The organism is Candidatus Pelagibacter sp. FZCC0015, assembly GCF_007833635.1.
GTDB lineage: Bacteria > Pseudomonadota > Alphaproteobacteria > Pelagibacterales > Pelagibacteraceae > Pelagibacter.
The window spans coordinates 220,066-235,890 of the sequence record NZ_CP031125.1 but is presented as its reverse complement, the minus strand read 5'-3'; the positions used below and the strand labels follow the sequence as shown (position 1 = coordinate 235,890).

13 protein-coding genes are annotated in these 15,825 nt (G+C 31.4%); all 13 read left to right on the top strand.

The window, feature by feature from the left end:
- Positions 1-12: 12 nt before the first annotated feature.
- The 13 genes from DT059_RS01240 (at position 13) to rodA (ending at position 15,785) form a co-directional block, all read left to right on the top strand.
- Positions 13-1,779, top strand: a complete 1,767-nt coding sequence (locus DT059_RS01240; RefSeq protein WP_145596086.1) for an acetolactate synthase 3 large subunit — start codon at positions 13-15, stop codon at positions 1,777-1,779.
- A gap of 5 nt (positions 1,780-1,784) precedes the next feature.
- Positions 1,785-2,333: an acetolactate synthase small subunit gene (ilvN, locus tag DT059_RS01235; protein ID WP_145596085.1), complete on the top strand. Its 549-nt coding sequence runs from the start codon at positions 1,785-1,787 to the stop codon at positions 2,331-2,333.
- 18 nt (positions 2,334-2,351) lie between these two features.
- Positions 2,352-3,374: a ketol-acid reductoisomerase gene (gene ilvC / locus DT059_RS01230; RefSeq protein WP_145596083.1), complete on the top strand. Its 1,023-nt coding sequence runs from the start codon at positions 2,352-2,354 to the stop codon at positions 3,372-3,374.
- 82 nt (positions 3,375-3,456) lie between these two features.
- Entirely contained in the window at positions 3,457-5,019 is a 1,563-nt protein-coding gene (locus DT059_RS01225; protein WP_145596080.1) for an ABC transporter substrate-binding protein, read from the top strand.
- Positions 5,020-5,080: 61 nt separating this feature from the next.
- Positions 5,081-6,064, top strand: coding sequence for an ABC transporter permease (locus tag DT059_RS01220; protein WP_240704607.1), 984 nt, complete (start codon positions 5,081-5,083; stop codon positions 6,062-6,064).
- A complete protein-coding gene (locus DT059_RS01215; protein WP_145596079.1) occupies positions 6,048-6,986 on the top strand; it encodes an ABC transporter permease in 939 nt (312 codons plus the stop codon). Before DT059_RS01220 ends, DT059_RS01215 begins: the two co-directional genes overlap by 17 nt.
- Positions 6,983-8,665 (top strand): dipeptide ABC transporter ATP-binding protein, encoded by a 1,683-nt coding sequence (locus DT059_RS01210; RefSeq protein WP_145596077.1) that lies wholly within the window; start codon positions 6,983-6,985, stop codon positions 8,663-8,665. Before DT059_RS01215 ends, DT059_RS01210 begins: the two co-directional genes overlap by 4 nt.
- A gap of 102 nt (positions 8,666-8,767) precedes the next feature.
- Positions 8,768-10,339, top strand: a complete 1,572-nt coding sequence (locus tag DT059_RS01205) for a 2-isopropylmalate synthase (protein ID WP_145596075.1) — start codon at positions 8,768-8,770, stop codon at positions 10,337-10,339.
- Positions 10,339-11,373, top strand: coding sequence for a rod shape-determining protein (locus tag DT059_RS01200; RefSeq protein WP_145596073.1), 1,035 nt, complete (start codon positions 10,339-10,341; stop codon positions 11,371-11,373). The genes DT059_RS01205 and DT059_RS01200 overlap by 1 nt, the downstream gene beginning before the upstream one ends.
- A 5-nt stretch (positions 11,374-11,378) precedes the next feature.
- Positions 11,379-12,227, top strand: coding sequence for a rod shape-determining protein MreC (gene mreC, locus DT059_RS01195; protein WP_145596071.1), 849 nt, complete (start codon positions 11,379-11,381; stop codon positions 12,225-12,227).
- Positions 12,227-12,745: a rod shape-determining protein MreD gene (gene mreD, locus DT059_RS01190; RefSeq protein WP_145596069.1), complete on the top strand. Its 519-nt coding sequence runs from the start codon at positions 12,227-12,229 to the stop codon at positions 12,743-12,745. Before mreC ends, mreD begins: the two co-directional genes overlap by 1 nt.
- Entirely contained in the window at positions 12,738-14,660 is a 1,923-nt protein-coding gene (gene mrdA, locus DT059_RS01185; protein ID WP_145596067.1) for a penicillin-binding protein 2, read from the top strand. The genes mreD and mrdA overlap by 8 nt, the downstream gene beginning before the upstream one ends.
- Positions 14,661-15,785, top strand: coding sequence for a rod shape-determining protein RodA (gene rodA / locus DT059_RS01180; RefSeq protein WP_145596066.1), 1,125 nt, complete (start codon positions 14,661-14,663; stop codon positions 15,783-15,785). It begins immediately after the preceding gene.
- Positions 15,786-15,825: the final 40 nt, after the last annotated feature.

The following is a 15,825-nucleotide window of genomic DNA, read 5'->3' as shown; positions in this document are numbered from 1 at the left end:
CTAGATTGCCTAATGCCAAAATTATTAACTGGAGCAGAAATTGTATTTAAGTGTCTTGAGGACCAAAAGGTAGAACATATTTTTGGTTATCCAGGTGGCGCAGTGTTACCGATTTATGATGAATTAAAAAATCATCCTTCTATAAAACATATTTTAGTTAGACACGAGCAAGGCGCTGGTCATGCAGCAGAAGGTTATGCTAGATCATCAGGAAAACCAGGTGTAGTTTTAGTTACATCAGGTCCTGGAGCTACTAATGTAGTTACAGCATTAACTGATGCATATATGGACTCTGTCCCATTGGTTTGTATTTCCGGTCAAGTTCCAACGCATTTAATTGGAACAGATGCTTTTCAGGAATGTGATACCACGGGAATCACAAGACCTTGTACGAAACACAATTGGTTAGTGAAAGATATCAATGACCTTTCAAAAGTTATTCATGAGGCTTTCAGAGTAGCAACCACTGGAAGACCCGGACCAGTTTTAATTGATATTCCAAAAGATATTCAGTTTGCAAAAACAAAATACAAAAAACCAAACAAAGAAAAAAAATTAAATGGAAAATCCCACAATAAATTTTCTCAAGATCAAATTGATGAATTAGTAAATTTATTAAGCAAATCAAAAAAACCAATCATCTATAGTGGTGGAGGAGTAATTAACTCAGGTCCAAAAGCAAGTCAGGCTCTAAGAGAATTTGTTGAGCTCACTGGTTTTCCTATAACCTCTACACTTCAAGGATTAGGTGCTTACCCTGGAGATGATAATCAATTTTTAGGAATGCTTGGTATGCATGGTACTTATGAAGCAAATAATGCTATGCATGATTGTGATCTTTTAATTAACATTGGTGCAAGGTTTGATGATCGTATTACTGGAAAAATTGATGAGTTTTCACCAAATTCAAAAAAGGTTCATATTGATATAGATCCATCATCAATTAATAAAATTATCAAAGTAGATCTTGCAATTGTTGGAGACGTTACGAGTGTTATCAGTAAAATTAATAAGACAATTGCTAAAAGAAAAAATGGTCATAGCAAATCAAATAAATCAAATATAGCTAAGTGGTGGGAACAAATCGAAAAATGGAGAGAAAAAAACTCTCTTAATTTTGTAAATAGTAATGAAAGTATAAAACCTCAACATGCCGTTCAAAGACTTTATGAATTAACTAAGAACAAAGATACTTATGTTACGACCGAGGTTGGGCAACATCAAATGTGGGCTGCTCAACATTATAAATTTAATAAACCAAACAGATGGATGACATCTGGTGGCTTAGGAACTATGGGGTATGGATTGCCAGCAGCGGTTGGTGTTCAAATTGCTCATCCTGAAAAATTAGTAATTGATATTGCTGGAGAAGCTTCAGTTTTAATGACCATGCAAGAAATGTCTACGGCAGTTCAATACAATCTTCCTATAAAAATATTTATTTTAAATAATCAATATATGGGAATGGTAAGACAATGGCAGGAATTACTGCATGAAAAAAATTATTCTGAAAGTTATTCTGAAGCATTACCTGATTTTATGAAAATGGCAGAAGCATATGGTTGCAAGGGAATTAAAGCAGACAGTCCAGATGAGCTTGATTATAAAATTCAAGAAATGATCGATTTTGATGGACCAGTTATATTTGATTGTCATGTGGATCCTAACGAGAATTGTTTTCCTATGATTCCATCTGGAAAACCTCATAACCAAATGATCTTGGGTCCAAATGATCAAGAGGAAAATAAAATCAAAGGAAAAGGCAAAGCCTTAGTATAATCAAAATGCCGAAATCAAAATCAGCTTATAGCATCCCGTCGAAAAAGCAAAAATCTGACACATATATTTTTGTAGTATGGGTAGACAATGAGGCTGGTGTTTTGGCCAGAGTTGTTGGTCTATTTTCAGGTCGAGGATATAATATTGAATCATTGGCAGTTGCTGAAGTCGATGCTGTTAAAAACATTTCAAGAATAACAATTGTTACTACAGGAACACCTCAAGTAATTGATCAAATAAAACTTCAATTAACTAAATTGGTACCTGTTCATAAAGTTGCTGAGTTTAAAAGAGAGGACAAGGATGTAATATTTAAGGAAATGGCTTTATTTAAAGTTGTGGGTAAAAGAAATAAAATTGAAAAATGCTTAAATGCTTGTAAAAAATTTAATCCCGTAATATTAGATGAAACAAAAACTTCAGCGGTAATTCAAATAACTGCTTTAAGAAGAGAGATAGACGTTATGAATAAAAAATTAAAGCCTTTGGGACTTATAAGTACTTCGAGAACAGGGGCAGTAGCTATGACCAGAGGTGCTAAAATATTTAATTAATTTAATAGGAGAGACGATATGAAAATGTTTTATGAAAAAGATGCAGATGTAAATCTGATTAAGAGCAAGAAAGTTGCTATTTTTGGTTATGGAAGCCAAGGTCATGCTCATGCATTAAACTTAAAGGATAGTGGAGTAAAAGATATTGTTGTAGCTTTAAGAGAAGGTTCGTCGAGTGCAGCAAAAGCAGAATCAAAAGGTTTAAAAGTAATGAATTTATCTGATGCTGCTGAGTGGGCTGATGTAGTAATGATACTTACACCAGATGAATTACAAGCAGAAATTTACAAAAATCATATTGAACAAAGAGTAAGAGAAGGAACAAGTATTGCCTTTGCTCATGGTTTAAATGTTCATTATGATTTAATTAAAGCTAGAAAAGATTTGGATGTTTTTATGGTTGCTCCTAAAGGACCTGGTCACTTAGTTAGAAGCGAATATGAAAAAGGAGGTGGAGTACCTTGTTTATTTGCTGTTCATCAAGATGGTTCAGGAAAAGCAAGAGATTTAGCTTTATCTTATGCCTCAGCTGTTGGTGGAGGAAGATCAGGAATTATTGAAACTACATTCAAAGATGAAGTAGAAACAGATTTATTTGGTGAACAAACTGTCCTATGCGGAGGTTTAGTTGAGCTAATTAAAAATGGTTATGAAACTTTAGTTGAAGCAGGATATGAACCAGAGATGGCATATTTTGAAACAGTTCATGAAGTTAAGTTGATTGTTGATTTAATTTATGAAGGTGGAATTGCGAACATGAATTATTCTATTTCAAATACTGCTGAATACGGTGAGTATCAATCTGGACCAAGAGTAGTGAATAAAGAAGAAACCAAAAAAAGAATGAAAGAAGTTTTGGCTGAAATTCAATCTGGAAAATTCACTAAAGAGTGGATGGATGAATGCAAAAATGGTCAAAAAAACTTCCTTGCTACAAGAGCTAAATTAGCCGAGCATCCTGTTGAAAAAGTAGGTGCAGAACTAAGAGCTATGATGCCTTGGATAGGTAAGAAAAAATTAGTTGATAGCGATAAAAGTTAAATTTTATCAGTAAATTATTGCTACTATAATTCAATTATTTCACTTATACTTTTTTAAATAAATTTTAAAAACGAGGGGAATAATGAAGACTAAAAATATAGTAAGAATACTATTGTCATTAGTTCTAGTATTCGGATTTTCTTCAGCATGGGCAAAAACTATTAAATGGTCTATGCAAGGAGACAGTCTAACACTAGATCCACATGCACAAAATGAGGGTCCAACTACACAAGTATCTAGACAAGTTTATGAAGCTCTAGTTCAAAGAGGTTTGGACATGAAAATAGGACCTGCTTTAGCAACAAAATGGAAAGCTTCAGATCCAAATACTTGGATATTTACTTTAAGAGAAGATGCTAAATTTTCAGATGGTTCAGGAATGACATCAGCTGATGTTGTGTTCAGTATATTAAGAGCAAAACAAAGAACATCTGACTTTAAAGAATATATCAGTACCATTTCTAATGTTGAGGCAGTTGGGGATTATGCTGTTAAAATAACAACGAGCAAACCAAACCCTATTCTTTTAAACCAGCTATCAAACATTTTTATAATGTCTAAAGCATGGTCAGAAAAAAACTTTGCAATGTCACCACAAAACTGGGATGCAGGACAAGAAACATTCTCAGCTACCAATGCATTAGGAACTGGTCCTTTCAAAATCACATTAAGAGAGCCTAATACAAAAACAGTGTTTAAAAGAAATAAACACTGGTGGGGTGAAATGAAAGATAAAAGTGTAACTCAAATCGAATTAATGCCTATTAAAAATGCAGCGACTAGAGTTGCGGCTTTATTATCTGGTGAGATTGATTTAGTTACTGATGCTCCTGTTCAAGACTTAAAAAGAATCGGATCTTCTTCAGGTCACAAAGTTGAAAGTACAGCTCAAATGAGAACAATTTTCTTAGGTATGGATCAAGCAGCTGACAAATTAAGAACTGGTAATACAGGTGATAATCCATTTAAGAAAAAAGCAGTAAGACAAGCTCTTTATCAAGCAATTGATATTGAAGCGATCAAGAAAAAAGTTATGAGGGGTTTAAGTGAACCAGCAGGAATTATAACTTTCCCAGGTGTAAATGGATATACAGCTGATCTTGATAAAAGATTACCTTACGATGTTAATGCTGCAAAAAAACTTTTAGCTGATGCAGGTTATCCTAATGGTTTTGATGTTGAACTTAGATGTCCTAACGACAGATATGTAAACGATGAAGCAATTTGTACTGCTGTTGTTGGTATGTTAGGTAAAATTGGAGTTAATGTTAACTTATTCGCTCAAACTAAAAGTAAACACTTCAAAGAGCTTAAAGATGATCAAGGTGATTTCTATATGCTAGGATGGGGTGTTCCAACTTTAGATAGTCACTATGTTTTCCATTATTTATATGAAACTGGTGCTAGCTGGAACAAAGTTAACTTTAGTAACGCAGACGTTGATGCTGCAATTAGAGTTATGGAAGGTGAAGTTGATTTAGATAAAAGAAATGCTGCAATTGCAAAAGCTTGGAAAATTGTAAAAGATGATATTTCTTATCTTCCTTTACATCACCAAGTAATTTCTTGGGCATCTAAAAGCAATGTTGATGTTCCTATCAGACCGAATAACGAACCGTTATTCAGAACTGCTAGTTTTAACTAATTAAAAATTATTACAAGCCCTTTAAAAATTTAAAGGGCTTGTAAGTTTAAACCTTCACAAATTGATAAAATATTTTTTTAAAAGGCTGTTTCAATCTGCTTTGGTGATGTTGGTTGTAGCCTTTGTATCCTTCTCATTATTTAATTTTGTTGGAGATCCAATTAATAACATGGTTGGAGAAGAGACTTCTGATGAGGAAAGAGCTGAATTGAGAGAAACATTAGGTTTGATGGATCCAATTCATGTTCAATTTTCAAGATTTATAGTTAATGCTTCTAAGGGTGAGTTTGGAATTTCATATCAATTAAGAAGACCTGTTTCAGAATTAATAGTGGAAAGATTGCCTGCAACTATTGAACTTGTGGTTATTTCAGCACTAATTGCTCTAATAACCGGTACATTGTTAGGAGTTTATACAGGCATAAATCGAAAAGGTTTTTTAAGTGATTTTGTCTTAGCCATCTCCTTGCTGGGAGTTTCACTCCCCACATTTGTAATTGGTATATTATTTATATATTTATTTGCAGTAATCTTAGGAATATTACCTTCTTTTGGTAGAGGTGAAGTTGTTGATTTAGGTTTTTGGACTACAGGTTTTCTAACAGTTTCAGGATTAAAAGCAATTATACTTCCTTCAGTAACATTAAGCCTATTCCAAATGACTTATATCATCAGACTTGTACGAGCAGAGATGATGGAAATACTACAAACAGATTATATTAAATTTGCACGTGCTCGAGGCATAAGCGAAAATAGTATTAAATATAAACATGCATTAAAAAATGGATTGATACCTGTAATAACTATAGCAGGAATAAATATTGGAACTCTAATTGCGTTTTCAATTATTACAGAAACTGTTTTTCAATGGCCTGGAATGGGCTTCTTATTTATTCAAGCAGTTCAATTCGTAGATATACCAATCATGTCAGCTTATTTAGTTTTTATAGCTTTTGTTTTCGTAATGATAAATTTTATAGTTGATATTCTTTATTATTTAATTGATCCAAGAATAAGAGTTAAAGGAGATGCTGCAAGTGGATAACAAAACTTTAAGTACTTGGGAAAGAATAAAAGATAGTGATATTTATCATAGCTTTATTAAATCTCCCACTGCAATTATATCATCTACTATTTTGTTTATAATTTTTTTCTGTTCTTTCTTTGTTGAGCTGATAACACCTTACAATCCTTTTGACCCATCCTCTCTCTCACTGATGGATGCATTCACACCACCATCATGGACAGAAGATGGTCTTGCTAAATTTATTTTAGGTACTGATGGACAAGGAAGAGATATGCTATCAACAATTTTGTATGGATGTAGGATTTCTTTAATTGTAGGTTTTTCTGCGATAATTTTTAGTTTAATCCTTGGAGTTGGATTGGGATTAACGGCTGGATTTTTTGGGGGAAAATATGAAATGATAGTAATGAGGTTAACCGATGTTCAGTTAACAGTACCAAGTATTTTGATGGCATTATTGGTTGATGGTATAGCAAGAGGATTAATCTCGAGAGAAATGCATGATGAAATGGCAATTTATGTTTTAATATTTGCAATTGGGATTTCAGAGTGGCCACAATTTGCAAGAGTTTCAAGAGCAGCAACTTTGGTCGAAAAAAATAAAGACTATGTTTCAGCATCAACAATAATCGGGGTTTCAAATATAATTATTATGTTCAAACATATTTTACCCAATATTTTAAGACCAGTGTTAGTAATTGGAACAATTGGTTTAGCTCTTGCTATTTTAGCTGAGTCTACTTTAAGTTTTTTAGGAGTTGGTGTGCCTCCAACAACACCTTCTTTAGGGACATTAATAAGACTTGGTAATGATTTTTTATTTTCAGGAGAATGGTGGATAACTTTTTTTCCAGCAATTTTCTTAGTTATTTTAGCATTTTCAATAAATTTATTAGGGGATTGGATGAGAGATACTTTAAATCCAAAATTAAAAAAATGACATTTTTAAAAATAAATAATCTTAGTGTTGATTATCAAATGAGAAAAGAAACAGTTTACGCTGCTAAGAATGTAAATATTGAGGTTAATAAAGGAGAAATTTTAGGATTAGTAGGAGAGTCTGGATCAGGAAAAAGCACTGTAGGAAACGCTATTATAAATTTAATTGATGAACCAGGTAAGGTTTCTAGCGGGTCAGTTATTTTAGGCGATCTTAACATTCATGAAAATTCTGAAAGTATTGTAAAATATAGGGGAAATAAAATTGGATTGATATTTCAAGATCCTCAAACTTCACTTAATCCAATTCTTACAATAGGTGAACAATTAATTGAAACAATTCAAACTCATCTTAAATTAAGCAAAGAAGAAGCAAAAAATAAATCTATAAATTTATTAAAAGAGGTTGGTATAAAAGATGCAGAGGCAAGATTTGATAATTATCCTCACCAATTCTCAGGTGGAATGAGACAGCGAGTAGTAATTTCTTTAGCTCTATGTTGCGAGCCAGAATTGTTAATTGCAGATGAGCCAACAACAGCATTAGATGTGTCAATTCAATCTCAGATTTTAGAACTTATTAAAAAATTAACAAAAGAAAGAAATCTTGCGGTTATCTTAATCACTCATGACATGGGAGTAATAGCTGAGACAGCTGATCGTGTAGCAGTTATGAAAAGTGGTAATTTGGTTGAAATCGGTGAAACCAAAAAAATATTAACCAATCCACAAGAAAATTATACTAAAAGTTTAGTGAGTTCAGTTCCACCAACTAATAAAAAAATTTCAAGATTTGTAATAGTTGAAAAAGAAAACAATAATAATAAAGAAAATAATATTAAGATATTAAATAGATGGTCAAAGAAAGAAATTATAAGTCAAGATTTAGTTCAGATAAAAAATTTGAATAAGAGTTTTGATGATAATTTTTTTACAGAAAGTTCTAAGAATTCGGTTATGGCTGTTAATGATGTTTCATTTGAAATAAAAGAAGGCGAGTCTTTTGGCTTAGTGGGAGAAAGTGGGAGTGGAAAATCTACAATTGCTAAAATGATTGTAAATTTATTCAAACCTACTTCTGGTGATATTTTCTTTGACAATGTTTGTATAACAAAAATAAAACATAGACCTGAATTAATGAAATTTAGAAAACAAATTCAAATGATATTTCAAGATCCTTATTCTTCACTAAATGGGAGATTAAAAGTAAAAGATATAATTGCAGAACCAATTACACTTCACAATCCATCTATATCTTCTTTAGATTTAAATAATTATATTTATGATTTACTGGAGTCTGTGGAATTAACTGAAAAATCTGCAGATCGATATCCACATGAATTTTCAGGCGGACAGAGACAGAGAATATCAATTGCAAGAGCACTTGCCACACAACCAAGGCTTTTAGTTTGTGATGAACCAACCTCTGCTTTGGATGTAAGTATCCAAGCTCAAATATTAAACTTACTTAAAGATCTACAAGAACAATTAAATTTAACAATTTTATTTATTAGCCATGACCTACCGGTTGTTAGACAAATGTGTGATAGAATTGGCGTCTTAAAAGATGGTAAATTGTGTGAAGTTTCAAACACTGAGGACTTATTTTTAAAACCAACGCATGAATATACAAAAGAGCTTTTAAGGTTAATGCCTAAAATTGAGTCTATTTATAATTAATTTTATGTAAGCCTAAAATGGTCCATTAAAAGTGATTATCTAACTAATTATTTTGCAATCTCTCTCATAGATTGTATTATAGATTTTCTAAAAATTTTAGTTATGAGCAATAAAGATAGAGTCTTTATATTTGATACTACTATGCGTGATGGTGAGCAATCGCCAGGCGCATCTATGAGCTTAGAGGAAAAAATTCAAATCGCCAGAGTGTTTGATGAGTTAGGTATAGATATAATTGAAGCGGGTTTTCCTATAGCTTCACCAGGGGATTTTGAAGCTGTTTCAGAAGTAAGTAAAATTTTAAAAAATTCTATACCTGCGGGACTTTCAAGACATTCAGTAAAAGATATTGATAGAGCTTATGAAGCTTTAAAACATGCACCAAGATTTAGAATTCATACATTTATTTCTACAAGCTCGTTACACATGAAGCATAAATTAAATATGTCTCCGGAAGATGTTTATGAATCAATTGGAAAACATGTTGCTTATGCAAGAAAATTTACTGATGACATTGAGTGGTCTTGTGAAGATGGAACAAGAACTGATATGGATTACATGTGTAAAACTGTAGAGCTTGCAATTAAAAATGGAGCTACAACAATTAATATTCCTGATACAGTTGGTTACACAATACCATCTGAGTTTACTACAATTATAGAAACTTTATTAAATAAAGTTCCAAACATAGATAAAGCGATTTTATCTACTCATTGTCATAATGATTTAGGTTTAGCAGTAGCTAACTCATTAGCTGGAGTTCAAGCTGGTGCAAGACAAATTGAATGTACAATAAACGGATTAGGAGAAAGAGCAGGAAATGCTGCTCTTGAGGAAGTTGTCATGGCTATTAAAACAAGACCTGATTTAATGCCATACGAAACTGGAATTAATACAACACTTTTAAGCAAAGCTTCAAAAATTGTTTCAAACGCAACAGGATTTCCTGTTCAATATAATAAAGCTATCGTTGGAAAAAATGCTTTTGCTCATGAAGCAGGAATTCATCAGGATGGAATGTTAAAAAATAGACAAACATATGAGATAATGACACCTGAAAGTGTAGGGGTTAAGCAAACATCATTAGTGATGGGAAAACATTCTGGGAGACATGCATTTAAAGATAAATTAAACAGTTTAGGTTATCCAGATTTAACTGACGATGTAGTAGGAAATGCATTTGCAAAATTCAAAGTCTTAGCAGATAAGAAAAAACATGTTTACGATGAAGATATTATTGCCTTAGTAGATGATAGTCTAATTGTAGATAATAAAGTTAATGCAATTACTCTTAAATCTTTAAAAGTTTTTGCTGGAACAGGAGAACCACAAAAAGCAGAAATGACTTTGGATGTTTACGGTGATGTTAAAAATGCAACAGAAACTGGAGATGGTCCAGTGGATGCAATATTCAAATGCATTAAAACTTTATATCCTCACGATGTTAACTTGCAACTTTATCAAGTTCATGCTGTTACAGAAGGTACAGATGCACAAGCGACTGTTAGTGTAAAAATTGAGGAAAAAGGCAAAACAACTGTAGGTCAAGCAGCTGATACAGATACTTTAGTTGCATCAGCAAATGCTTACATAAATGCATTAAATAAAATGATAATTAAAAGAGATAAAACAGCTCCTATGGAGCAAGAAAGTCAGAAAGTAAGAGGGATATAATGGGATTATTTAGCAGTGTTAAAAAAATATGGAGCCAAGATATGGCAATTGATCTTGGAACAGCAAACACACTTGTAGTTTTAAAGGGTCAAGGAGTAGTTCTTAATGAGCCATCAGTAGTAGCGATAGTTGATCAAGGTGGTAAAAAAAATGTATTGGCTGTTGGAGACGAAGCGAAAACAATGCTTGGAAGAACCCCAGGAAACATAAGTGCAATTAGACCTTTAAGAGATGGGGTTATTGCAGATTTTATAGTTACCGAAGAAATGATTAAACATTTTATTAAAAAAGTTCATAAAGGAAGTACATTTGCTAATCCTAGAATTTTAATTTGTGTACCAACTGGTTCAACACCAGTCGAAAGAAAAGCAATTCAAGATAGTGCTTTAGCAGCAGGTGCAAGAAGGGTTCAATTGATTGAAGAACCAATTGCAGCAGCTATTGGAGCAAATTTACCAATTTCTGAAGCAACTGGTTCTATGATTGTAGATATTGGTGGGGGTACAAGTGAAATTGCAGTAATGTCTTTAGGTGGATTAGTTTACTCTAAATCATTGAGAGTTGCAGGTGATTCAATGGATACTGCAATAGTGGATTACATGAGAAAAGAATACAATTTATTAATTGGTGATACTACTGCTGAAAAAATAAAAAAAGAAATGGGAACTGCTGTACCAACGGGAACAAATACTTATCCAGTTAAAGGAAGAGATTTAAGATCAGGTACACCTAAAGAGGTTAATATTACAGAAGAAGATACTGCAGAAGCACTAAATGATATTATGAAACAAATGGTTAGTGCAATTAAAGATGCCTTAGAAAATACTCCACCTGAGTTGTCAGCTGATTTGGTTGATATGGGTTTAACTTTAACAGGTGGCGGCGCTTTGTTAAAAAATATTGATAAAAGATTTTCTAAAGAAACAGGTTTACCAGTTCATATAGCAGATGATCCTTTATCTTGTGTAGCTGTTGGTACAGGTAAAGCTTTGGATCAAGAAGAAACTTTTTCTACTATGTTATCTGAATATTAAGAAAAATGGCTACTGGCAGAGATGATTTTGTAATTGCCATTAGGTCAGCTTTCCTTAAAAAAAAAGATAAACAAAAATTTTCTTTACTAACTTTAATTTTTTTATCAATTTTTGTAATCGTTTTAAGTAATTTTAATTTCAAGGCAATTCAGCTTATCAAATTAGGAATTAATGAAGTAATTTATAGATCTTCTTATATTGCATCAATTCCAGAAAAAAAAATTGGAGAGTTAATTTCTGAAATTCAATCTCACTATGATCTATATGAAAGTCATCAGAAAGAATTAATTAAAATAGAAAATACTGAACAACTTAAATTACAAAATGAGTTTTTAATTGTAGAAAATAAAAAGCTTAGAGAGTTGATTGATGAAAGCATAAGTTCAGAAGAAATATTTGCCAGAGTTTTAATTGACAAAGATAGTCCCTATTTAAAATCTGTAGTATTAAATAAAGGCACTAAAGATAAAGTCAAAATTGGAATGGCAGTTGTTGATGGGGTTTATTTAGTTGGTCAAATAATTGAGGTAAATTATACTAATTCTAGAGCATTATTATTGTCTGATCTTAATAGCAAAATACCATCTGTTCTAGCGCCAGATGATATACAGGCAGTAATTTCTGGAACAGGAAGTGACTACGGAAAAATTGAGCATACTAAGGAAGACTATGCTCAAAGTTTTGAAAATAAAGAAATTATTGCTTACACCTCTGGTCTTGGGGGTTTGTTTAAGCCCGGCATACCAATTGGAAAAATTGATAATGCATCAGAGGGAAAAATTAATTTTTTTTCTGATTTCACTCAATTGAATTATGTAAAAATAGTCTCTTATAAATTTGGTGGAGAAGAATAATGTCGTCACTTAACAAAAGTCCTTTTTTTAAAATATTCTTATCTTATACACCTTTGATAATGTTATTTTTTTCAGTATTTAATGAATTTGATTTTAATTACTTAAACCTTGATTATTTTGCTTTTAATTTTGTTCATTTATTAATTTTTTTCTGGACTTTAAGAAATCCTGATCAACTAGGCTACCTTGCAATTTTCTTTGCAGGTATTATCAATGATGTTGTTATAGGAATACCAATAGGCATTAGTAGTTTTTGCTATCTTATTCTTTGTTCAGTAACAGCCTATATAAGAAACATTACTTTATCACCAAACTTTATAAAAGATTGGATATCATTATTATTCACAATTTTATTAATTAACTCGATTCAAGTAATTATTTTAGATTTAGTTTTTTTGATTAAAGTTGATTATACAAATTATTTGATTAACACAGGTTTTACTTTTTTATTTTACCCAATATTTTTTGTAATTTTTAATTTTATAAACGAAAGAATTTCATATCAAACAAATGATTAAATCTAATTCAGGAATAAGAAAAGCTGACGTAATAAATAGGCGGATGTTCATAATTGGAGCAGCAAAAATTGTAGTTTTTGCAGGCATTGTTGCTCGTTTATTTTCTCTACAAATAAACGAAAATAAAAAATATCTCACACTCTCAGATAAAAATAGAATTAGGGAATGGAAACTTCCGCCCACAAGAGGGAGTATAGTGGATTATTTTGGAAATGTAATTGCAGGAAATTTGAAAGTTTATCAATTACATATAATTCCAGAACAAGTTGAGAATTTTAATTATTTATTAGTAAGATTAAAAAATCTTTTAAATCTAAGTGATAAAAAAATTGCAAAGATAAATAAATTAAAAGCCGAACTGAAACCCTGGGATAGTATTATTGTTTCTGAAAATTTAAGCTGGAGTCAATTTGTAAAAATTAATAATTATTTATATGATTTGGTAGGTGTTAAACCTGTAATGACAATCTCCAGAAACTATCCATTTGATGATGTGTATACACATGTTCTTGGATATGTGAGCCAACCAAATGAACAAGAAATTTTAGACAATCAAATTATCCAAGAAAGATTTGTACCTGGAATGAAAATTGGAAAATTGGGCTTAGAGAAAAGACTTGAAAATCACTTAATTGGAACAAATGCCATTCAAAGATATGAAGTTAATGCTTACGGTAAAAGAATAAATCAACTTGAGCATCAAAAAGGAGAACAAGGTTCAAAAATTCGATTAACTGTAGATACAGAAATACAAAAAGCTTGTGCAGAACTGTTAAAAGAAAAAGCGGGATCTATAAGTGTTATGGATGTTTATACTGGAGATATAATAGCGATGTATTCCTCTCCATCCTATGATCCTAATTTATTTCTCTTTGGAATAAGCAAAGATGAATGGCAATTAATAAGAAATAATCCACTCAAACCCCTAATTAACAAAACTCTTTCAGGTCTTTATTCTCCAGGCTCAACAATAAAACCAATTGTTGCCCTATCTGCACTAGAAAACAATGTGATTGATACAAAGTTCAAAGTTAAATGCACAGGTAAAATTGAATTCTATGGGCAAACATTTCATTGTTGGAAAGAAGAAGGACATGGTTGGGTAAGTTTAAAAAATGCTATGAAGCAATCCTGTGACACCTATTTTTATGAAGTTGCAAGATTGTTAGGAGTAGATCGATTAAATAAAACAGCTGAAAACTTTGGTTTAGGAAAAAAAGTATTAGGTGATTATTTTGATAATGAAAAAAAAGGATTATTTCCTAATACAGTATGGAAAAAAAATAATCTTGGCAAAGGCTGGGTATTAGGTGAAACCTTAATAACAGGTATTGGTCAAGGCTATACACAAACAACTCCTTTACAACTTTGTATGATGACTGCACAAATTGCAAATGGAGGATATGCAATAAAACCAAAAATAATTGTGGACAGTAATCCAGTTTCTTATGAAGATGCAAAACAATCAATGGAAAGTGGGTTGTTGTTTGATAATGACTCTGAGAAATTGATAGACAAAAAGTTATTTAAAGACAAAAAAAATATTAAGATTGTTCAAGAAGCAATGTTTGCTTCAACAAATGAGAGATTTGGAACCTCATATAAATCAAGAATTGATGATCCCAAATATCAATTTGCAGGAAAAACAGGAACAGCTCAGGTAAAAAGAATTAGCAAAAGAGAAAGGGAATTGGATTTAGAATTAGAGCAAATACCATACAAAGATAGAGATCACGCGTTATATGTTGCTTATGGTCCTTATATAAATCCAAGATATGCATTAAGTATAATTGTAGAGCATGGTGGTTCGGGAAGTAAGGCAGCAGCACCTATTGCAAAAAAACTATTTAAATTAATTATTGATAGACATGATTTGAGAAACAAACAATCAAATTTTGAAAGGATTACTGTTTAAATGTTTCAACACGATAGATTGAATAATGAGATTACATTATTTCAAAAAATAAAAAACTTAGACTATATATTGTTGATTTCTGTCATCCTTCTTTCTGTATTAAGTGTTTTTGTTATGTATTCTACAGATGGTGGTGAAATACTTTTTCACACAAAAAATCATTTTGTAAAACTTGCAGTTTTTTTCCCTTTAATGATTTTTGTAGCTCTCTTTAACATAAAATTTTGGCATAACTTTTCTTATATAATCTACCTGATAGTAATACTTTTATTAATTTATGTTTCATTTTTTGGAATAAAGTCTTCTGGTTCACAAAGATGGATGGATCTTTATTTATTTGTTCTACAACCTTCAGAACTTATGAAAGTAGCAATCATAATGTGTCTTGCAAAATATTTTCATAGAATAAAAATAGAAAATGTTAATTCATTTACCAGTATAACTATTGTGTTATCGATTATAATAATTCCAATAATTTTTGTAATTTCTCAACCTGATCTTGGTACATCTATATTAATCGCTTTAAGTGGATTAATTATTTTGTGGTTAGGAGGCATGAAAATTAAATATTTTATATACTCATTTATTACTTTCTTAATTTCGCTCCCATTTATAATCTCATTTCTTAAACCTTATCAAAAACTAAGAATATTAACTTTTTTAGATCCAGATAGGGATCCATTGGGTGCTGGATATCAAATTATACAGTCAAAAATAGCTATTGGCTCAGGTGGCCTTAATGGAAAAGGTTTTTTAAAAGGAACCCAGAGCTATTTAGATTTTTTACCTGAAAAACATACAGATTTTATATTTACTTTATTTTCAGAAGAGTTTGGTTTTATAGGCTCAGTTGGTCTATTAATATTATACTCAATAATAATTTTTAGAATTGTAAGAATAGGAGCAATTTCGAGAAGTAATTTTGCTAGACTCTTTTGCTTTGGTTATGCTTTTGCGATCTTTATTTATATTGTAGTAAACTTATCTATGGTTTTGGGTCTACTACCTATAGTTGGTTCTCCATTACCTATCATGTCGTATGGAGGTTCTTCAATGTTAGCCACTATGATTGGTTTTGGCATAGTATTGAGTGCAAAAATTAATCATAAACAAATGATTGCATAATTTGTCACCCTGATAATTTAATATTTACTTGTATAACAAT